Annotated in this window: 18 protein-coding genes and 4 pseudogenes; 11 read left to right on the forward strand and 11 right to left on the reverse strand. The window is 39.0% G+C overall.

The features are described from left to right. From BTN49_RS22365 to dinG, 6 genes and pseudogenes are all read right to left on the reverse strand, one after another. Positions 1-314, reverse strand: a pseudogene (locus BTN49_RS22365) (IS982 family transposase); the annotation flags it as partial. Between the two features lie 357 nt (positions 315-671). Further along, positions 672-947, reverse strand: a complete 276-nt coding sequence (locus tag BTN49_RS08150) for a YbaM family protein (protein ID WP_369073730.1) — start codon at positions 945-947, stop codon at positions 672-674. Between the two features lies 1 nt (position 948). After that, positions 949-1,482 (reverse strand): primosomal replication protein PriC, encoded by a 534-nt coding sequence (gene priC, locus BTN49_RS08155; RefSeq protein WP_394336662.1) that lies wholly within the window; start codon positions 1,480-1,482, stop codon positions 949-951. 876 nt (positions 1,483-2,358) lie between these two features. After that, the gene (locus BTN49_RS14110) at positions 2,359-2,520 is read right to left on the reverse strand and encodes a hypothetical protein (RefSeq protein WP_158523703.1); all 162 of its coding nucleotides are present in this window, start codon (positions 2,518-2,520) and stop codon (positions 2,359-2,361) included. Between the two features lie 301 nt (positions 2,521-2,821). Continuing rightward, positions 2,822-3,016, reverse strand: a complete 195-nt coding sequence (locus BTN49_RS08160) for a transposase (RefSeq protein WP_097356773.1) — start codon at positions 3,014-3,016, stop codon at positions 2,822-2,824. A 160-nt stretch (positions 3,017-3,176) separates the two neighbouring features. After that, complete coding sequence (dinG, locus tag BTN49_RS08165; protein ID WP_097356774.1) at positions 3,177-5,255, reverse strand: ATP-dependent DNA helicase DinG; 2,079 nt, start codon at positions 5,253-5,255, stop codon at positions 3,177-3,179. Positions 5,256-5,774: 519 nt separating this feature from the next. On the opposite strand from dinG, the gene BTN49_RS08170 reads away from it, so the two are divergent. After that, the gene (locus tag BTN49_RS08170; protein WP_097356775.1) at positions 5,775-6,800 is read left to right on the forward strand and encodes a porin; all 1,026 of its coding nucleotides are present in this window, start codon (positions 5,775-5,777) and stop codon (positions 6,798-6,800) included. Positions 6,801-7,866: 1,066 nt separating this feature from the next. Then, entirely contained in the window at positions 7,867-8,280 is a 414-nt protein-coding gene (locus tag BTN49_RS08175; RefSeq protein ID WP_223823860.1) for a YbaN family protein, read from the forward strand. 99 nt (positions 8,281-8,379) lie between these two features. Here BTN49_RS08175 and BTN49_RS22370 read toward each other — a convergent pair. Continuing rightward, positions 8,380-9,168 (reverse strand): annotated as a pseudogene (locus tag BTN49_RS22370) (transposase). A gap of 626 nt (positions 9,169-9,794) precedes the next feature. Between BTN49_RS22370 and dnaX the strand changes: the two are divergent. Both dnaX and BTN49_RS08190 read left to right on the forward strand, forming a co-directional pair. Further along, a complete protein-coding gene (gene dnaX, locus BTN49_RS08185; protein WP_097356777.1) occupies positions 9,795-12,023 on the forward strand; it encodes a DNA polymerase III subunit gamma/tau in 2,229 nt (742 codons plus the stop codon). Between the two features lie 28 nt (positions 12,024-12,051). Further along, on the forward strand, positions 12,052-12,381 hold the full coding sequence (locus BTN49_RS08190) for a YbaB/EbfC family nucleoid-associated protein (protein WP_097356778.1): 330 nt from the start codon (positions 12,052-12,054) through the stop codon (positions 12,379-12,381). A gap of 124 nt (positions 12,382-12,505) precedes the next feature. Here the strand turns inward: BTN49_RS08190 and BTN49_RS08195 are convergent. Together BTN49_RS08195 and BTN49_RS20965 are read right to left on the reverse strand one after the other, a co-directional pair. Further along, positions 12,506-13,344: pseudogene (locus BTN49_RS08195) on the reverse strand (IS982 family transposase); the annotation flags it as partial. Positions 13,345-13,650: 306 nt separating this feature from the next. Beyond that, positions 13,651-13,935: a helix-turn-helix domain-containing protein gene (locus tag BTN49_RS20965; protein ID WP_223823861.1), complete on the reverse strand. Its 285-nt coding sequence runs from the start codon at positions 13,933-13,935 to the stop codon at positions 13,651-13,653. A gap of 457 nt (positions 13,936-14,392) precedes the next feature. Here BTN49_RS20965 and htpG point away from each other — a divergent pair, with 457 nt between their 5' ends. The 3 genes from htpG to hemH all read left to right on the forward strand — a co-directional run bounded on the left by htpG (position 14,393) and on the right by hemH (position 18,163). Next, positions 14,393-16,288 (forward strand): molecular chaperone HtpG, encoded by a 1,896-nt coding sequence (gene htpG / locus BTN49_RS08205; protein WP_097356779.1) that lies wholly within the window; start codon positions 14,393-14,395, stop codon positions 16,286-16,288. 123 nt (positions 16,289-16,411) lie between these two features. Beyond that, positions 16,412-17,056 carry an adenylate kinase gene (gene adk / locus BTN49_RS08210; RefSeq protein WP_097356780.1) on the forward strand — a complete coding sequence of 215 codons (645 nt, stop codon included), beginning with the start codon at positions 16,412-16,414 and terminating at the stop codon, positions 17,054-17,056. A 135-nt stretch (positions 17,057-17,191) separates the two neighbouring features. Further along, positions 17,192-18,163, forward strand: a complete 972-nt coding sequence (gene hemH, locus BTN49_RS08215) for a ferrochelatase (protein WP_097356781.1) — start codon at positions 17,192-17,194, stop codon at positions 18,161-18,163. Between the two features lie 258 nt (positions 18,164-18,421). On the opposite strand, the gene BTN49_RS19255 is transcribed toward hemH, so the two are convergent. Continuing rightward, the gene (locus BTN49_RS19255; protein ID WP_158523704.1) at positions 18,422-18,661 is read right to left on the reverse strand and encodes a transposase; all 240 of its coding nucleotides are present in this window, start codon (positions 18,659-18,661) and stop codon (positions 18,422-18,424) included. Beyond that, a complete protein-coding gene (locus BTN49_RS19260) occupies positions 18,651-18,842 on the reverse strand; it encodes a transposase (RefSeq protein WP_158523705.1) in 192 nt (63 codons plus the stop codon). Before BTN49_RS19260 ends, BTN49_RS19255 begins: the two co-directional genes overlap by 11 nt. Positions 18,843-19,168: 326 nt before the next feature. Between BTN49_RS19260 and BTN49_RS14120 the strand changes: the two genes are divergently transcribed. The 4 genes and pseudogenes from BTN49_RS14120 (at position 19,169) to menB (ending at position 21,052) form a co-directional block, all read left to right on the forward strand. Then, positions 19,169-19,330, forward strand: a complete 162-nt coding sequence (locus BTN49_RS14120) for a hypothetical protein (protein ID WP_158523706.1) — start codon at positions 19,169-19,171, stop codon at positions 19,328-19,330. Positions 19,331-19,342: 12 nt separating this feature from the next. Continuing rightward, positions 19,343-19,471 carry a transposase gene (locus BTN49_RS19265; protein ID WP_097356783.1) on the forward strand — a complete coding sequence of 43 codons (129 nt, stop codon included), beginning with the start codon at positions 19,343-19,345 and terminating at the stop codon, positions 19,469-19,471. A 26-nt stretch (positions 19,472-19,497) separates the two neighbouring features. Next, positions 19,498-19,602: pseudogene (locus BTN49_RS22375) on the forward strand (IS982 family transposase); the annotation flags it as partial. A gap of 583 nt (positions 19,603-20,185) precedes the next feature. Beyond that, on the forward strand, positions 20,186-21,052 hold the full coding sequence (menB, locus tag BTN49_RS08235) for a 1,4-dihydroxy-2-naphthoyl-CoA synthase (RefSeq protein WP_097356785.1): 867 nt from the start codon (positions 20,186-20,188) through the stop codon (positions 21,050-21,052). Positions 21,053-21,059: the final 7 nt, after the last annotated feature.

Genomic DNA, 21,059 nt, shown 5'->3' on the forward strand with positions numbered 1-21,059 from the left:
ACAAAGGCAATCCCTGACGGTGAGTGAGGTAAGAGCAAAACATAACCAGAAAACTTTGCATGAGTTTAAACATTTTCCTGTAGCTGACTAATTCAGGAAATTCGTGGGTGAGTCAGCGGCAAATAAAGTGGATGTAATAGGTTTTGAAGTCTTGATACCAGATTGATGGAAAACTATCACTATCGTCATCACTCCGCTAGCTGAGAGACGAAAAGGCTTGTTTTTTGTTTGACACCGGAAGAAATTAGGTGTTTTTTCCATACAGGAAGGAAAGTTTGGCAGAAGCCGACGAAAACAGCGTCTAAGTTATTCATGCCCACGTCCTTATTCAGTCAATAATTTTTTCAAAGGATCAGATCGCGACTTGGATATTTAGTTCATTTCTTATGTGCAGCTCAGATTAACCAGTGCTTATCACCATGATAAAAAATAGGTCTTTTACACCAATAACAACCTATTAAATACATGACCGAATTTCCCAGTCAAAAGGACGGCAATTTGCTATCTTCATCACGAGGTTAACTGCTGATAATTAAGGGTAGTCCTGCTTGTTTATTTGGAGCAAAGAGCGTATCAATTTCGGTTGTGGGTTTCCGCTTCGTACGCTAGACTATAAGTTTAAATTTCGCAGTTGTTATCTCAATTTAGGCTTATACACAACTCAGGTTAAATCATAATTCATAGACAAAAATGAACGGGAGATAGATGAATGTTAGGGTCTCTATTACCTTTAATATCGTTACGACGAATTTTCTCTCGAAATCTCTTTGTACAATTGCGAGTACTTTAAGCACTACCTCAGGCACGACCGTGTTTTTTTCAAGAAAACAAATCAAACTAATGGCAAGTTTTATTGCATCTGGGGCGTACTCTAAGCGTGTATCACTCATATTAGATCTTTTGTTTTGTTTATATGGGCAGTAAATTAACACGGTAGCACAGATCATATCAGCCTTTATTTTCTCTCAATGTAATCTTTGTTTCGATTTTTTGCCTTGCTTCCTGACATCGGTATAAACGTTTTTCAAGGGTTAGCAACTGTTTTTGTGCCTGCTGTTGTTCGACTAATGTATAACATTGCCCTAATTTAGTTTCGGCATCGCGAACCATATCGTCAAGTTGTAGTTCCCAGTCTTGATGTTGAACGAGGTCTTGGTTCAGTTGTCCGGTGGAAATTCTGTGTTTTATTGAGAATCGTTTCTCTTTTTTACGGATAGACAAGGTGGCGATTTCTCGTTGTAACGCACTCACTTGGTTAAGCAATTTTTCACACAAATACATTGCTCGTATTGTAGAAAGTCGACCACTCTGCTGTTCACGAACAAGTATCGTGACTATATTTCTCGCTTCAGATACGCAGGGCATCAGAAATCGTGACGGACAATTAAAAAGGTGCGCATCAAACAGTGGTTTAATGGTTTCACCTCGTTGATAGTCAATATCTGCAGCGTGAACAGCAAGAGCCTGTAATTGTTCATTCAAGTTAGTTAGATCCATTCCATCTCTCATCAAATTCTTAGACTTAGTAGTGAAAGCAAAATTTAGTTGAGAATATGACGGCCACAGTAACAAATACAGGGCATATAAACTTTTCACCAAATCCAATTGTAAAACGAATCCTAGCGGAGGATCCATCCATTATGCAAACACGCAGGGTTATGCCAATTTCCCAGTTCATATGACTAACAATAATTGTTGTTACCAGTGAGTTAATATTATCAATGTAATTTATAACTTTTACCAACCCTGATGATAACAGGATATACATTTATATATTGACGTGGCTGAAACAGTCCAAATACACCAGTACCTGAGCAGGAAAATTATTATACAATACCAAGGAGAGAACCTTGCTAACTTTAGTTTTATAATCAGTCTTTGGTCATCTTTTATTAGTATTAGTATATGATCGGTCGCATTTTGAATGCAGATGCAAATTAGTATGACCCTAAGTGATAAAATAACCTGTAGCAGTGCTTTTTTAATGACGAGGGGCTGATGTCATTAACCAACAAGGTACCAATGTTTGCGACAATAATTTTTGTGATAACTACTTGACTCCAAAACCTAGGCTAGGAAGATTTTCTTCAATATTAGGTGACTACAACCGTGGATGCAGAAAAGGTAATTGACAGTTTATTAGTGATATTGATCATATATGATCGTAGATCAACAAATAATAGTGTAAGAACAGTTAGCATACCGCTATATATGAGATATCAGATCAATAAAACTAGCGACTATCAATAACACACGGTGTTGTTGATTAAATCAGGCCTATAACGCCCTGATCCCAATATTTATTACAGTCTTGATTCATTGGCTAGTGAACAACCATACCGAGTCTTAGAACTTTGTTCATCTCTTATTCACATTTACTAGTGCTTCACTAACTTGTGCATTGTAATTACGAAGAGTGAGTTTAGGGCTGAGCAACTGTGTATAACGAAATATTACTGTCTCTGTTAATGAGTTTTTTGATGACCCATGTCCTTTTTCCACTCTGCCCGTTTGTCCCATTTTAACACCTTTACGGCTTTGACAGCTTCATTTCTAAGTGGGGGTTATTCATTTGTTCTTCAGTACAGGGTGACATGCTATTGTATCATAGGCTCCATCAGCACTAGACTTGCTGTGTCTTTCGTCGTACGGGGTTAAACAATTATAGGTAAAACCTCATTTTCATCCACAGAAATTAGGCCAACTTCTACAGCAATAACCTCATGAGTAGACACATCAACGGCAAGATGTCGTTTACGCCGAATACACCACTTTTCCTTACCCTATTTATGCGTTTTCCATTTACCTTCATCGTATACTTTCAGCCTGTAGCATCAATAACGACGTGGGAGACAGCTCCTAGACTCGGCAAACGGTTCTTAATTTTTACGGTCTTCGAACGCTTACTAATACAGGTGTATGTAGGGGATTTCAGCGGGATATTTGTCAACGTAAAAATTGAATTGAAAAAACCTTCCAATTCACGAAGTAGGAGCTTAAAAATACCTTTTACCATCAGTGCCGTTTAAATCACGGTATCCAAGAATATAAACCCACAGCCACGATGATCTGATCGTAGGAATTTCAATCAGTTCAGATATTTTAGGAAAAACAACAATACACCCATAATTCGGTGTGGTAGATATGGCTATAAATTTTATTATCAATAACACCCCTTATGGGTATTCGATAATACGTTTAAAAGGAGGCAAAGAGTCTAATAATTCCTTTCCATAATGCCTATTTACAATACGTCGATCAAGCAGGATCACTCTACCAGAGTCATGTTCTTTGCGCAATAGTCTTCCTGCTGATTGTATAAGTCTTCTACTGGCCTCCGGCACAGTGATTTGCATAAACGGATTACCACCTCTTCGCTCGATATACTCGGCGTAGGCTTCTTCGATAGGAGACGTTGGTACAGCAAAAGGAATCTTGGTTATAATCAGGTTAGTTAGCTGTTTGCTCGGTAAGTCGATACCCTCAGAAAAACTACCCGTACCAAACAAAATGCTAACTCTTTCTTCTTTGCAACACCTCCTATGAGCATTGAGAGTGACCGTTCTTGAGGCCTCTCCCTGAACATGTAGATTCCAACCATTTTTTTTAATCTGACCGCGTAATTTTTCTGCCACATGCTTCATCTGCCAATACGAAGAGAACAACACAAGGCTTGCTGTTTGTCCCTCAAGATAATAAAGCAAAACTTCAGGAAGCATATCGGTAAAGCCTTCTTCTTGTGGCTCACACGATACATTAGGTACAACCAGCATCGCGTTTTCTTGATAATTGAAGGGGGAAGGGAGTACAAGAAAACGTGTGCCATCGTTTTCGTCTAGTCCCACTTGCTGACAAAAATAACCAAATTGATTGAGAGCCCTAAGCGTCGCCGACATGAGTGCCACTCCTGCTGCACGTGACCAGAGCTGTTTATCCAAGCGCCTCCCAATCTCTAGAGGAGACACATTGATAACAAAATCAGTATCTATCTCAGAACATTTTCTAATCCAACGCGCAAGAGGGGCCTCTTTACCAAAATCTGGTTGTATCATTAAGGTCCAGACCTTTCCAAAACTTTCCAATCGCTGAAGGAAAAAAGAAAATTCTGCTAGGAGTGGATTGATCATTTTTGTACTGAGCTCGCCAATTTTAACACGCCCTAATACCAAATCATGAAGTTTCGCCAAAGCGTAATTCACTTTCTTAGTTATTTTTTGGATCTTTTTAGACTCTAAGAATAACGATTCTGGCAATTTTCCGTCTTGGAAGCGAAAAATACCATCTTTGTTGAGTGGCATTGTCGATAACATATCTCGAACTGTACGTAAGTTTGGGATCAACGCTCGAATTCCGGACTGTAAGCTGTCCAGAAAATGAGAGCTGCATTTTATATCAGCAGCATTGGCAAACTTGAGTGCTGATAAATTGAGTTTTTCAAGACAATCTGTAGTACCAACAAGATTAGCGGAAGCCGCTGAAAAGTCTCTAGCAACAATAGGTAAATGATGTGCCTCGTCAATAATATATAGTGTTTGTTCAGGCTCAGGTAGAATAACACCACCACCGAGTTCCAAATCGGCCATGAGAAAACTATGGTTAGCCACCACAACGTCTGCATTATCGAAGTTCTTACGGGCTTTTACAAAAGGGCAGTCTCTATGTGAACTCAGCCCAAAGTGGCAAGTATGTTTGTCTGCCACTATACTTTGCCAGATTAAATCTGGGATCGGTCTTGGCCATGTGTCTCTATCACCATTCCATTTCCCTTTTGAATAAGCACTGTTAAGGCTACTCATTAAGTCAAGTTCTATCTTTTTGGGTCTATATCCAAATAACGTTTGTTGTCCATGATTTTCGCCTTGAGAAAAAATAGCGAGCTTTTGGCTACAACAATATCGCTGACGTCCTTTAGCCAACACAAAGCTAAATTCTTTAGTGACTATACTACGGAAGAGTGGAAGATCTTTATCTATTAATTGTTCTTGAAGAGCAACTGTAGCTGTAGAAATAACGACTTTCTTATTGTTACTAAGCGCGTAAGGAATAGTACCAAGTAAGTATGCCATCGATTTACCAATGCCCGTACCCGCTTCTGCGACGAGTATCCGTCGTTTTGCATTATATTCACCTGCGAACGTCTTTGCGAGTTCAGCAACAAGATAGTTTTGCGCTTTTCTTGAAATAAAATTCTGCAACTGACCACGAAGATTCTCGTAGCAGTTACGGATGTCTTTTTTTACTGATAGACTAAGCATAGATGGCATCATTTAGTGTATGGAGCAAAGTAGTATACTACGCTTGCAGAATGTGAATTAGTTCAAGTATTTGTTTATTAATTATTATTTTTGTGATGTTCATCTCGAATATGAATTGAACTAATATTGGACATCATTTTAGAAAAAAAGGGGTACGCCTTTTTCTTAGTTTTTCCAATTTTTATGGTTTTTTATGCTGAAATAGTTATTTAATTGTTTTATTTATGGTTATTAATCTGGCATCTATGACGTAGTCAAATTCACAAAAATTTATCATCATAATTGAACTCATGTACTCTTCTCCGAAGTTATTTTTCTATCTTGTTGTAATAAAAAGAGATTTTTATTTTTTAGATTGATTTTGTCGATTTGACAGACTTTAGATTGTTCTGCACGATAACTTTTAGTGTGAAAGCGTATTCGCTGCTCCGTTTTTGTAATGGTGTGATGAGTGCAATTATATATAGGGATCCTAGAACAGGAATTCCAAATTAATGAAGAATAAGGCAGTGGATTAACATGAAAAAAACAGTTCTAGCTATGGTAGTACCGGCTCTGCTGACGGCGGGCGCAGCAAGTGCAAGCGTTAATCTATACGAAGCAGATGGTTTTTCTGTAAATCTTGGAGGTACCGCTGATATTCAGTGGTACAAATCTTATAAACCTACAGATGAGCCGATTCTCCGTCTCAATAAAGGGAAGCTCATTTTTACTACTGATGCTAAAATTTCAGATAGTCTTAGTACTGTGAGTGGAATGGGATTTGAATACAAAGGACAACTACAGAACGATGTGCAAATGGTCGAAAATAAAGAACTTTGGATCGGACTGTCAAGCAATGATTTTGGAACTATTACATTTGGTCGCCAATACTTACTTGTTGAGGACGCGAACAACCAAAAAGATTATGAACTAGGCCTAGATCAAATTAATTTTGTGATAACTAGTGCCAACCAAGTTATCAAGTGGGTTTATGATAACGGCACTTTTAATATTGGAGCAGATATAGCACTAGATAGTGATCCGTCGAAAAATATCCGCGGTCGTGAGATCTTCACTAGTCGCATTGGGGTTCGTTATGAAGGCTTGGATGCTCGTGTGTACTTGTATGATGGTGAGAGTATACAAACTAATAAATTTAACAACAAAGCTGGTATCAGCCAAGATATAAGAGGTTACAATCTAGAAATGGATTATGGTTTTAATGCATTTGATGTTGCATTTAGCTATGGTCAAGTGGGGTATAAAAACCATACAGTTAAATCTGATAAAGTAAACGTTGATGTGCTCGGTATTTCTGGTGGTTACCTAGCCGATGAGAAAACATATTTCGCTGTAGGCTATGATTGGTCTGATGCTAATAAGAGCGGTAACAGTGGTAACCGTAAGAACTACAAATCTGCTAGTCTCTACACAAATGTAGCATATAAATTACATAGCATGACGAAGGTCTATGCGGAAGTGGGTGTCGCCAAAGTAAAATCTAATAATCAAAAAGACTCTACTGATACTGCTTTTGCCTTAGGCATGAAAGTTAAATTCTAAATGAAGGTATTCTCTTTTACCTTTTTAGAAAGCCACCTAATGGTGGTTTTCTGTTTGCACGACAAAATACCCATGATCTTTGTTGATTTGTCTTACTTAATATTACTCGCGTCTTGCAATAAGTACATCACCAAAACCTTTATAGATACGTCATCTGATAAAAATAAAATTGCGATGGACACTGTCCTGCGACCACTCACAAGATCAGTGATTTATAAAAATTTACTGCCATAAACAAGGAGCAAACACATTGAGCGCACGGATAACATAATAAGTAAAGAGGGTGTCAGCAAGGAAAAGAACGAATATTTTTAAATCGATAAATAATCAACCTCAGCTTTTAATTCTAGAGTATGTTTAGTCAGTTTTGTTTTATTCGTAATAATTAATTCACTTCATTACCTCAGTTCTGTACAAGTGCGACTTTTTAAACCGAGTAAATTTAAGGCTAGGTCTTTTTGGTTGGGACATATCAGCAATAAATCCAGCAATCAGGTTAACCATAAATCACACATCACAGAGGTACCACGAATGTTCTATTTTGGATATATCTTTCTAGTTAACTTGAACTGCGCATTAAGCAAGCGCCTATGCAGATCTGAGGTTAGCTATGGATCTTATACTCCCTTTTTCTGAGCTAGACAGTAAGCATCAACACCTACACTCGGCATTTCTCGACCCGCTAAAATCCACGATAATTTATTGGGAACCATTTTTCATTCATAAAGTTTCTTTGTAACTGTGCTATCTTTCTTAATATCTAAGATGGTTTTCGTATGAAGCATCGGTTATCCGTATTAGTATACTTGGTCTGAATCATACGTGTTCTGAGATACATCATATTGAAAGGTATTTAATCCTGATGTTATCTGTACTAAGTACTGTGTGAAACAGATGAAATGGCTAATCAATTCATAAGGCATGGATGGTAGCAACAAAATCAGGTTTAATGTTGTCTCTCCATGGGCATTGTAAGGGTGCTATTGCTCCAAACAAGGTCTGAAACGCTAAAGTTTATTACAAGACTCTGCGGTTGAGTTTGTCTGGATTAATGAAGGAAATAAGAGTGGGAAATTCTCTTAAACGAATTCTATTGCTTGGGTTAGGTTGGCTTTGTGTCACGGTGGGTTTTATCGGTATTTTCCTCCCACTTTTACCAACAACACCTTTTTTACTGTTAGCAAGCGCCTGTTTTATGCGTGGCTCGCCTCCCATTGCACAATGGCTTCACCAGCACCCTAAGTTTGGCTCAATTATTTATAACTGGCATCAGTACCGATCTGTTGATCGACGGATAAAACTACGCGCAAATGTTTTTATCTTTCTTAGCTTTTCATTATCTATCTTCATTGTTCCCAACATTTGGCAGAAAGTTATGCTAGCGGTACTGGCGATGATACTTTTAATTTGGTTTAACCGTTTACCTGAAACTACATCGGTTTCCCATACTTCAAAAAACACAGAGCAAGGTGGAAAGTAGACCGTCAGAACGGTTGTCGTACCGCTAAGAATCCAATACATGCTGTCTATTTGCCTTAAATTTAACATGTATTGTTGGAAGCCACATCGGTAATTAACCTCAGATCTGCATAAGTGCTTGCTTATCAATCCGAGTCATTTTGATGCTCGGTTTCTTTGGTTGAAATGAATACGCGATAAGACCCACCAGCAAGTAGACCATAAAGCTGATACAATTACGGTGCCTAAAATGCTCGATTTGGGATATGTTTTTTAGTTGATCAAAAACGGTTTCTATAATAAATCGTTTCCGGAGCATCAGGTGGTTCCAAAGTTTCATCACTTTGGATTTCATATTTTTTTCATACCAGTTATCAGTGTCACTCCAGTGTCTGCGAATTCTTGCTCCAACTCGCTCCAAATGGATCAGAGATATAACCTTTATCTCCGTATAAACACCCCAAAATCTCGTCAGCCATTTCTGGTACAAGCTTCCTATCATTCACGTTAGTCCTCATCAATTTTACTGAGATAATACCACATTGGTCATCGTAGGTTGTGATAAACCTGTAGCTTGGATGAATTAACGAAAGTAATCCCTGACGGTGAGTGAGGTAAGAGAACAATGTAACCAGAACATCTTGCATGAGCTTGAGCATTCGTGTACAGCTGACCAATTCGGAAAATTCGTTAGCGAGGTAGTGGCAAACAAAGTGGATGTAATAGGTTTTGAAATCTCGATACCAAGATTGATGGAAAACTATCACCCTCGTCATCACTTCGCTAACTAAGAGGCGAAAAAGCTTGTTTTTGTTTGACACCGGAAGAAATTAGGTGTTCCTCCCATGCATGGGAGGAAAGTCTGGTAGAAGTCGTCGACATCGACGAAAATAACGTCTAAGTTATTCAGGCTCAAGTCCTCATGCGGTCGATAGTTTTTTTAGAACGATCAGATCACGATCTGGGTATTTAGTTCAGTGCTTATGCGCAACTCAGGTTTATTTAATACCTCTTTATTTCCTGAAGAGTGAGTCATGTCTTCAAATAAGTAGATTTCCGTCTAGAAAATCAATTCTTTCATGGTTACAAATCCTGTTAGGATTAATGATATCTATAGGAGTAAACAATTAGGTTGCATGTCATACTGACGAACCCTTCAACTTATTAAATTAAATGCAGAACCTGTAGTTTGGTATAGGTTTGATGCCTGTACGTAAACCTAGTAACTTACCTCATGAGGTGCTCAGTTAAAGCTACGCGTTGGTATATGACATAAAGTTGTCAGAAATTCATGTAGATGTTATTCAAAAAGGTGATAAAGTGACGATGGTTGATAATCTTCTTGTAACTGACGGCACTTTTGAGTGCGCTCAGTGTTCTTATTCGTCGTTTAAGATGTAATGTAAAGCATGCTTCATTTGTTATCAACTTACCTATAATTTGTGGTGAACAGAGACTGACTGATTATAGATAAGATCGCATGCTTTTTGTCTCTGTGCTAAAATAGTTCCAATATATGAACAGATTTTATATCCAATGAGTTATCAAGCACTCGCCAGAAAATGGCGTCCACATAAATTCCGTGATGTCGTGGGACAGGCGCATGTTGTAACGGCGCTAGCAAATGCTTTGAATCAAAATCGACTTCACCATGCTTATCTGTTCAGTGGAACACGAGGGGTAGGAAAAACCTCAATTGCTCGTATCTTTGCAAAAAGTTTAAACTGTGAACAAAATGTAACGTCAACACCTTGTAGCGAGTGTTCAAGTTGCCAAGAGTTTGACCAAGGGCGATTTGTTGATTTGATAGAAATCGATGCGGCATCACGCACAAAAGTAGAAGACACCAGAGACTTATTAAATAATGTTCCATACAAACCTAGCCGTGGACGTTACAAGATATATTTAATTGACGAAGTGCATATGTTGTCTCGACATAGCTTCAATGCATTTTTAAAAACACTCGAGGAACCGCCTACATACGTAAAATTCTTGCTGGCAACTACAGATCCACAAAAATTACCATTGACGGTTCTTTCGCGTTGCCTTCAGTTTCATTTGAAGCACCTTGATACATCCCAAATTAAACAGCAACTTGAGCATATTCTTTTAGAAGAAGATGTTTCTGCGGAATCACAGGCTTTATTATTAATTGCGCAAGCAGCCGAGGGTAGCATGCGTGATGCACTATCCCTTATCGATCAAGCGATTGTACTTGGAAATGGCGCAATCCTTGAAAACCAAGTGACCGAAATGCTTGGTATACTAAGTACAGACCAAGCGTTATTGTTGCTTGAAGCAATTGAAAAGGGCGACGCCAACCTTGTCATGCGATGTTTAACACAAGTGGCTGATGTTGGTGTTGAGTGGGATGGTTTATTAAAAGGAATTGCTTCACAGCTTCACAGTGTTGCTATGGCTCAAGCAGTTCCTAAATCCATTAATCCCTCATCTCCTGATGCTGAACGTATTTCCAGGCTTGCGCGTCTCATGTCCCCACAAGACGTTCAGCTATTTTATCAGATCGTACTCCAAGGACGACAAGATCTTCCGTACGCTCCTGATGGCCATGCTGGCCTTGAAATGGTGCTGCTGCGAATGTTGGCATTTCGACCCGTGTCATCTACACGTTTTAAACCAAAAGCCATCTTTGTTCCAAGTACTAAGTCAACACAACAAGTACCTCAGACTGCACACCCGTCAATACCCGTGGTTGCACAGTCTGAATTGTCAGCGTTAAAAGTACAGGTAATATCAAATCATATTTCTAAGGTTGTACCAACAGAATGTAGTGTTTCTGTGAACCCTTCGCCAATAGCTGTTTCAGCACCAAGCTCATCTCTTTCAATGACAGGTCTACGGTATCAACATGCTGAGTGTAATCCAAAACTATCCTCTCTCGTAGATACTATAGAAAAAGATACGCAGCAAGATCATGGGCAAGTGGTACTTCATAGTGTGTTGTCAACCGAGCATACAACGTCAATACCTCAATATTCAGTGCCACAAGTATCAGTTGTTGGTTTCAGTAAGCAATCTACTAGTAGTAATTTGCTGGCAGTAAGAAATATGCTAAAAAATCGTGGATTTCAGCAAGAGCGATTACCTCTAAAAAAATATAGTCCAGTATCTACCTGCAGTAAACCTTCATCTCCTTTGTCTATGATTGAGCGAGTTGCCGCAAAAAATAAGTTTACAGATCCGGCAACCTTTCAAACTGGATCTACGCTAAACGCTGACCTTTCAGCTATAAATAATGATTATTACTGGCAAACAACAAAGGTAAGAGAGAGAGTATTATCATCAATAATAGTAACACCAGAGAAAACTAAAAAAGAACTTTATCATGAACGTACACCGGAAATGCGAGAAAAGTTAGAAAGAGAATCAATAAAAAGAGATGAGTGGTGTAAAATTACGAACACACTTGAGGTACCGCGTCGTGTTAAACAAATGGCGTTACACTCAGCGATGGAAAGAAATGGTAAGCAAATGACTTTGATTCTTCGTCCTGAACAAGCTAATCTCAATAATGATAAAATGCAAGCGTTATTAACAGATGCACTTAACCGTCAGTTAGGAGCATCCTTCACGCTGTATATCGAGCTGGGGGATCGTGGCTTAACGCCATTGGAGTGGCGCGACAAACTCTATACAGAAAAACTTACTGAGGCAAGTCAACACTTGATTGACGATCCTCATGTTAGTTTCATTTGCCAATTTTTTTCAGCTATATTGGATGCAGAGAGCATTCGACCAATATAAACACCCAAGCTATTAAGGAGAGAGAATTATGTTTGGTCAAGACGGAATGACTAACCTAATGAAGCAAGCTCAGCAGATGCAAGAACGTATGCAGAAAATTCAGGAAGAGATTGCAAACTTAAGAATCATCGGTGAGTCTGGTGCTGGATTGGTCAAAGTAACCATTACTGGAAACCATAACGTCTATAACGTTGAGATCGATGATAGTCTAATGGGAGATGACAAGGAAATGTTGGAGGACTTGGTTGCTGCAGCATTCAACGATGCAACACGTCGTATTGAAGAAAAACAAAAAGAGAAAATGGTATCAGCGACAGGTGGTATGCAATTGCCACCTAACTTCAAAATACCATTCTAACTGTCTACGTCAATTAATTATGCGTACAAGCCAATTACTTAAATAATTGATTGATTTGTTGTGTTCTTTCCTTGCTGTTGACCCAAAATCTACCCAACACAGGGCATTTACTTAACCTTAAGTTATCAAACCTAGTCATCTTGATGATCGGCTTCTTTAGTTGAAATGAATAAGCGATAAGACCCGCCAGCAAGTTGACCATAAAGCTGATACAACTACAGTGCCGAGAATACTCGATTTGGGATATGTTTTTTAGTTGGTCAAAAACAGTTTCAATAATCAATCATTTCCGGAGTATTAGGCGGTCTCAAAGTTTCATCACTTTGGGTTTTATATTCTTTTTTACACCCGTTATTAATATCACTCCCTTATCTGCAAGTTCCCACTCAAATAAACCAGATATATAACCTTTATCTCCGTATAAACACCCACAAAGCTCGTCCATCATTTCCGATACAGGCTTTCTATCATCCACGTTAGTTGTCGTTATTTTGACTGAGAGAATGCCACCTTTGTCATTGATAATAAGGTGTAATTTGAAACCGTAGAACCACCCCATCATTCCTTTTCCTCGCTTCGCGGTACCTTTAAAAACCTGATGTCTGAGAATGTGTAGGTTGTGACAAATCTGTAACTTAGACGAATCGACAAAAGCAATCCCTGACGGAGAGTGAGGTAAGAGCAACGCGGAACTAGGACACCTTGCATGAGTTTTAGCATCCTCGTGTAACTAACTAATTCAGGAAATTCGTTGGTGAGATAGCGACAAACAAAGTGGATCTAATAGGTTTTTAAGTCTCAATACCCCTATTGATGGAAAGCTATCACTATCGTTATCACTTCGCTAACTGCGAGGAGAAAAGGCTTGTTTCTTTGTTTGAAACCAGAAGACATTAGGTGTTTTTTCCATGTAGGGAGGAAAATCTGGCAGAAGTCGACGAAAACGGCGTCTAAGTTATTTATGCCCAAGTCCTTATGTAGTCAATAGTTTTTTAAACGATCAGAGCACGACTTTGGCGTTTAGTTTGTTTCTTATGCGAAGCTCAGGTTATCTTAGTAATTTCCTCATTACTAACCTCGTTGAAGTCAGTTTCCTTGGGTAAAATCGCCTTATCAGGCCATTGGTAGGCTCATTCATCCCCCAATAACTTTACCAATAAGGTCTGGCAAAATAGAAATCAGCGTCTGTGATCCCAGCGACCTTTTCATGATCAGCAAACTCTGTACCGTCGTCTGACTTGATGGATTTAAAGTCATGGAAGGTAGAATTTACAATATCAATAAACGTCTCCACCTCCGTACCCGCCTACTGATTTGGTATCTTGCTGATACAGCAGAGTTTATTGGCTTTATCCACCACAAATATTCGTGCCTGTCCCGATGACAGTAGACACTGTGAAAATTATTTGGAAGATGGTACTTTATTTCTCGACTAATAGTGGAGTGAGCACAGTCAAGTATTCGGGTAATTTGGTTAAAGGAATCACCCTCAGCCAATCGTTGCTCAATATAAAATCGGTCATTGTCATTTAACTGTTTATGAAGCACGCACATCTCCAAGTAAAAAGAGGATGCAGAAAGTGTACTTTAGTATGGTTGATTTTCCGCTAAGTTGTGCATTTTAAATGACGAAGGGCGTCCAAGATTGACACGCTTTGTATGCATATTCAAGCTGTAGACTTCGACAACAAACAATGCCGCTGGTTTTAACCACTGTCGATACCATGCTTTTTAAATAGTTTTTTGCACTGGCAAAAATGAAATTTAACATCAACGATAGCTATAATGATTACCATGAAAAATCAGGTATATTACACGAAGAAAAATCAATTGAATACATGACAAAGGATCTACGAAGATATACTATTAATAATAATCAAGAATTAAAAAATTTTCGGTTCCGATAGAAAAATAGCCCCTTGAATCCTGAGACTTAATCCCCACTGTTAATTCATCTACAATAGTGTGCAAAGTTAGTGATGTGTACCAACATAAAAATTGGGATTGAAAAATGACAGAAAAAACGGTTGAAAAGCATAATTTTGATACAGATGCTAAAAAAATATTGCATCTAATGATTCACTCTCTTTATTCAAATAAAGAGATTTTTTTACGTGAATTAATATCAAATGCATCAGACGCAACGGATAAATTACGTTTCAAAGCATTATCAAATGATGAACTCTACGAAAATGATGTCAATCTTCGGGTTCGACTGAGTGTCGATAAAGAAGCGGGTACCTTGACCATTGAAGACAATGGTATCGGTATGTCCAGAGATGAAGTCATTGATAATCTTGGAACTATTGCTAAATCAGGTACTACTGACTTCTTCAAGCAACTCTCTAACGATCAATCCAAGGACAATCAATTAATTGGTCAGTTTGGGGTTGGTTTTTATTCGTCGTTTATTGTTGCTGATAAAGTTTCGGTGATAACACGTTTAGCAGGTGCTGATAAATCCGAGGCGGTGTTGTGGGAATCGACAGGTGAGGGTGAATATTCCATTGAGGGCATTGAAAAAGAATCTCGTGGTACTGTAGTAACGCTACATCTTCGTGATGAAGATAGAGAATTTCTGGATGATTGGCGCCTTCGAGAAGTTATCCGGAAATACTCTGATCACATTGGTATCCCAGTTGAGGTTCTAACCACTAAATGTGACGAAGAAGGAAAAAAAACTGATCACGATAAATGGGAAAAAATCAATAAAGCCCAAGCGATTTGGATACGCTCTAAGTCCGACATCACGGATGTCGAATACCAAGAGTTTTATAAACATTTATCGCACGACTTTGTTGATCCGTTGCTGTGGAGTCACAACCGAGTTGAAGGTAAGAACGATTACACCAGCTTGCTTTATATACCTTCTAAAGCACCTTGGAATATGTTTAATCGTGATCATAAACATGGTTTGAAACTATATGTACAACGGGTGTTTATTATGGATGACGCATCCCAATTCATACCTAACTACTTACGTTTTATCCGTGGTCTAATTGATTCCAACGATCTACCACTGAATGTATCACGTGAACTTCTGCAAGATAACAAAGTCACACAAACTTTACGGAATGCCTGTACCAAACGCGTGCTAACCATGCTTGAGCGTCTTGCTAATAGTAATGCAGAAAAGTATCAGATATTTTGGAAAGAATTTGGATCGGTGTTGAAAGAAGGCCCCGCAGAAGATCTTAGCAACCGTACAAATATTGCTAGTCTACTGCGTTTTTCTTCGACAAACTGTGATGATAGCGAACAAACGATATCTCTTGCCGATTACGTTTCTCGGATGAAAAAAGAACAAGATAAGATCTATTTTCTAACGGCAGACAGTTATCAGGCCGCGAAAACTAGCCCCCACCTAGAACAGTTTAAAGCCAAGGGCATTGAAGTCATATTAATGTATGAGCGCATTGATGAATGGTTAATGAGTTATTTATTAGAATTTGAGAGTAAAAAGTTCCAAGCAATCAGCAAAGCGGATTTAGATCTTAGCAAATTTGAAGACGACCGTGAAAAAGAGAAACGTGAGGATACAGAAAAAGCGTTTGAATCTGTTGTTGAACGAACTAAAGCGTACTTGGGCGAGCGAGTAAAAGATGTTCGTACTACCTTGAAACTATCAGAGACTCCAGCTATTGTAGTAACCGATGGCCTTGACATGGGCACTCAAATGGCGAAGTTACTGGCAGCGTCTGGTCAACAGGCTCCTGAAGTCAAGTATATTTTCGAAATCAACCCTGAACACGTTTTAGTTAAAAAAATGTCGGAGGAAGCTGATGAAGCTATTTTTGGCCGCTGGGTGGAAATTTTGTTTGGTCAAGCAATGCTGGCGGAACGTGGTTCATTAGAAAATCCCTCACAATACTTAATTTCGGTTAATCAATTGTTGGCTAAAGGATAACGGTATCGAAACCAAGAACTGACAAATACTATTTAATCACTTCACAATACAACTGCTAGGTTTGATAGGGCTGATTTTGCATTTCTTTTTGCGAAAACTCCAGAGTAAAGAAAGGGAATAATTATGCACATAATTCTTCTGGGTGCTCCAGGTTCAGGTAAAGGAACACAAGCACAATTCATCATGGAGAAATATGGAATTCCAAAGATCTCAACAGGTGACATGTTACGTGCTGCAATCGAAGCCGATACTGAACTTGGAAAACAAGCGAAGGCTATTATAAATACCGGTATGCTAGTATCTGATGATATCATCCTAGATCTTGTAAAAGGACGAATTGCACAAAAAGATTGTATGAAGGGGTTCTTGCTGGACGGCTTCCCGAGAACTATTCCGCAGGCTTTAGGTCTAAGAAAAATCGGTGTGAATGTTCATTTCGTGCTTGAGTTTAACGTGGCAGATAATGTTATTGTTGAACGTCTAAGTGGACGACGTGTACATTTGGCATCAGGTCGCACATATCACGTTGTCTACAATCCACCTAGAGTGGATAATAAAGACGATGTGACGGGTGAAACTTTATTCGTTCGTGATGATGATAAGGCAGAGATTATTATAGCTCGCCTGAACGTATACCACAATCAAACGGCACCGTTGATTTCTTACTATAAGAAAGAAGCAAGATATGGTAATATAGAGTACCTAACTTTTGATGGTACAAAGCAAGTAACTGAAGTGGCAGGTGAAATCGAAAAGGCTCTAGGCTAACTATCTACACTTAAAGATGGAAAAGGCAATCATTAGATTGCCTTTTTTCGATCAAATTCTGATATCACCATAGATGCTATGCATGATACATGCAAAGTATTTTTAGGATGTAACTTACGATTAAAGTTGGTTGTAATGGACAAAAAAGAACAAAAAATAGGAGTGTTGTTGGCAAACTTAGGAACACCTGATGCACCAACAGTTAAGGCAGTAAAATCTTTTCTAAACGATTTTTTATATGACCCGAGGGTAGTTGATATGATACGCTGGCTATGGTATCCATTACTTCATGGCATAATCCTTCCCGTCCGTGCACCTAGAATCGCAAAATTGTATCAAAATATTTGGATGGAAGAGGGTTCTCCCTTGATGGTTCATTCCTGTCGGCAACAATTGGCGCTTGAGGAGGCTACCAATCTTCCTATTGCCATAGGCATGACGTACGGTCAGCCTAGCTTGACATCTGCGTTGGATGAATTGAAGTCTCGAGGGTGTAATAAAATACTCATATTTCCCCTTTATCCTCAATATTCTGGCATGACGACCGCGGCGGTATTCGATAAAATCGCGCAAATTGTCAAATTACACCCAGTATTGCCAGAGTTCAGATTTATTAATCACTACCACGACGAAGCTCTGTACGCTAAAGCGTTAATGATATCCGTTCGTGAACACTGGGATAGGAATGGAAAACCAGACATGTTGGTTTGTTCTTATCACGGAATTCCAGAAAATTTTGTTGATAACGGCGACCCTTACCGAACACACTGCTTGTCGACAACCGATAAGTTAGTCGCATGCCTAGGGGATATCATCCCATTGAAAACCACATTCCAATCACGTTTTGGCCGAAAAAAATGGTTACAACCTTATACTAACAAAACCCTTGAACAATTACCGAATGATGGTATAAAAAAGATCGATGTCATTTCACCTTCCTTCTCGGTTGATTGTCTAGAAACACTAGAAGAAATTTCAGAACAGTATCGAGAGTTATTTTTGGGAGCAGGAGGGGAAGAGTTTAATTATATTCCTTGCTTGAATGATGGACTGGCACATATTGAGATGATGAAACAATTAGTTATACGGCATGTTCATAATTGGTGATCAGGGTTCAATCTTATTACGAGATTATCTCGTACTCTGTTAGGTATAATTTATTAAATAAGTTGAGTAGAATGTAAAGAAAATACTCACGTTCAATGAATATACCAATCACTTTATCGTGCATTCCCGTTGGTTTCTAGTATCCAATCATTCTCATATTTAGTAGTTTCAAACGTGTACGGAAGGTATTAGTCTTTTCTGGTTGGAACGTACAAGCAATGAATCCAGCAATTATGCTGACCATAAAGATCTCCCACTTCAGTGCCTAGAATACTCTATTTGGGATATGTTTTTTAGTTGGTAAAAAACTGTCTCGATGACAAATTGTTTTCTCAATATAATACAATCCCAAAGCTTCATCACCTTTGGTTCTATATTCTTCCGTGTATTAGTCATGAGACTAATACCTTTATCGTCGACTGTCTTTTCAAGAGAACTGGAGATATATCCCTTATCTCCATAGAGTGATCTCCAAAGATTATCGGTCCTATAAGGCACGGGATTTCTGATATAAACCTCGTTTAGCCACCCCCTCAAACATACGATATCGAGGAATACGTAAATTATAACAAACCTGTAGCTTGGTTGAATTAATGAACCCGATGCTAGTAAGTTTAGCTTGGTGGTGAATCAGATAAGAACAAAGTGAAACCAGAGTACTTTGCATCACCTTAAGCATCCGCATATAACTGACCAAATCATGGTATTCACCTGTTAGGTGACGGTAGATAAATTACGTGTAATACGTTTTAAAATCACGAAACACAGATTGATGAAAAGATATAATAATCATCAATATCGGTCAGATTTCCCTCCCTGCATGGAAAAATATCCAATTTCTTCCGGTTTTAAATAAAGAAACAACCCTTAATTGCCTTTTCGTTAGCGAAGTGATGACGATAGTGATAGCTTTCCATTAATCTGGATATCCAAACTTCAAAATTGATTACATCTTGTTTGCCACTACCTCACAACGAATTTCCTGAATTAGTCAGCTACACGTGAATGCTCAAGCTCATGCAAGGTGTTTGCGTTCCACTTTGCTCTTACCTCACTCACCGTCAGGAAAAGCTGATATGGATTGCCTTCGTTAATTCGTCCAAGCTACAGGTTTATCACAACCTCCGCATTCTCAGACATCAACCTTTTAAAGGTGCCGAGAAGTGAGGAAAAGAAACGATGGGGTGGTTTTACGGCTTCAAATTACACCTTATGGTCAATGACCAAGATAGCATTATCTCAGTCCAAGTGACGACGGATAACGTGGCTGATAGGAAGCCTGTACCGGAAATAGCTGACGAAATTTAGAGTGTTTATACGGAGATAAAGATTATATATCTAGTCCATTAGAACGGAAACTCGCAGACAAGGGGGCGACACTGATAATGGGTGTGAAAAGAAATATGAAACTAAAAGTGATGAAACTTTGGGACTACCTTATACTACGGAAACTATTTATTAAAGAAACCGTTTTTGACCAACTAAAAAACACATCTCAAAAATTGATCATTCTAGGTACCGTAATTATATCATCTTTATGGCTAATTTGCTGGCGGGGCTTATCGCCTATTCATTTCAACCAAAGAAACCGAGTATCAAGATGACTCGGCTTGATAAGCAAGCGCTTATGCAAGTTTGAGGTTAAAAAGGCAGCAGGTGTAGTATCCGTGATTATAGACACTGGAAATAAGTGAAATTAATTACGTAGGAGCAGTTCTAGATCGGTAATAACGCCGCAAAGTGGATTCACTTTAAAGCATCGTTGATAAAGTTCCATGATTGATATCAGAAACCTATATTTTTTCTCTAGATCATGCGCAAAAACAAAGTTTCGTTACTCCTCTCAGTGATAATATTATTATCATAAGGGTAATCATTGTTGTGTATTACGTTCTTGAGGAAGTATTCGGATTTCATCTTTCAGACAGTGCCTTATGTTGGGCACAGTATTCACACTGAGAAACAAAGGTTGTTTACCCAGTTAGACCCCACTGTTTAAAATTCCAATTTGATGGAACTATTATGCCGATAATTATAGGTTTAACCGAACAGGAACTTTATGCACCGATTGAGTGGCTGGACTACTCAGAAGGCTACGAGGATATCCTCTACCACAAATCGGTTGAAGGTATTGCCCGCATTACAATCAACCGCCCTGAAGTGCATAATGCTTTCCGTCCTAAAACGATCAATGAAATGATAAAAGTATTATCAGATGCTCGCTATGACGTGAAAGTAGGTGTGATTGTTCTAACTGGGCAGGGAGAGCATGCTTTCTGCTCAGGTGGAGACCAGAAAGTTCGTGGCGATTATGGTGGCTACCGTGATGAGGTAGGGACACACCATTTAAATGTGTTGGATTTTCAACGTCAAATTCGTACTTGTCCAAAACCTGTAATCGCGGCGGTGGCCGGTTATGCCGTCGGTGGTGGTCATGTTCTTCATATGATGTGCGACCTGACCATCGCTGCTGACAATGCACAGTTTGGTCAGACGGGTCCTAAAGTGGGTTCATTCGATGGTGGTTGGGGTGCATCTTACATGGCGCGTATCGTTGGGCAAAAAAAAGCCCGTGAAATATGGTTCCTTTGCCGACTCTATGATTCTCAAACAGCGTTAACTATGGGGTTGGTCAATCAAGTTGTTCCTAATACGAAACTTGCTCTTGAAACAGTACGCTGGTGCCGTGAAATATTACAGCATAGTCCAATGGCACTGCGTTGCTTAAAAGCAGCTTTGAATGCAGACTGTGATGGTCAAGCGGGACTTCAGGAATTGGCTGGTAATGCAACGATGTTGTTCTATATGACAGATGAAGGACAGGAAGGGCGCAATGCCTTCAATGAGAAACGGCGCCCCGAGTTTAATAAATTTGCACGAAATCCGTAAAAAGAGT

It is taken from the genome of Candidatus Enterovibrio escicola (genome assembly GCF_002464935.1).
In the GTDB taxonomy this organism is placed as follows: Bacteria; Pseudomonadota; Gammaproteobacteria; order Enterobacterales; family Vibrionaceae; genus Enterovibrio; species Enterovibrio escicola.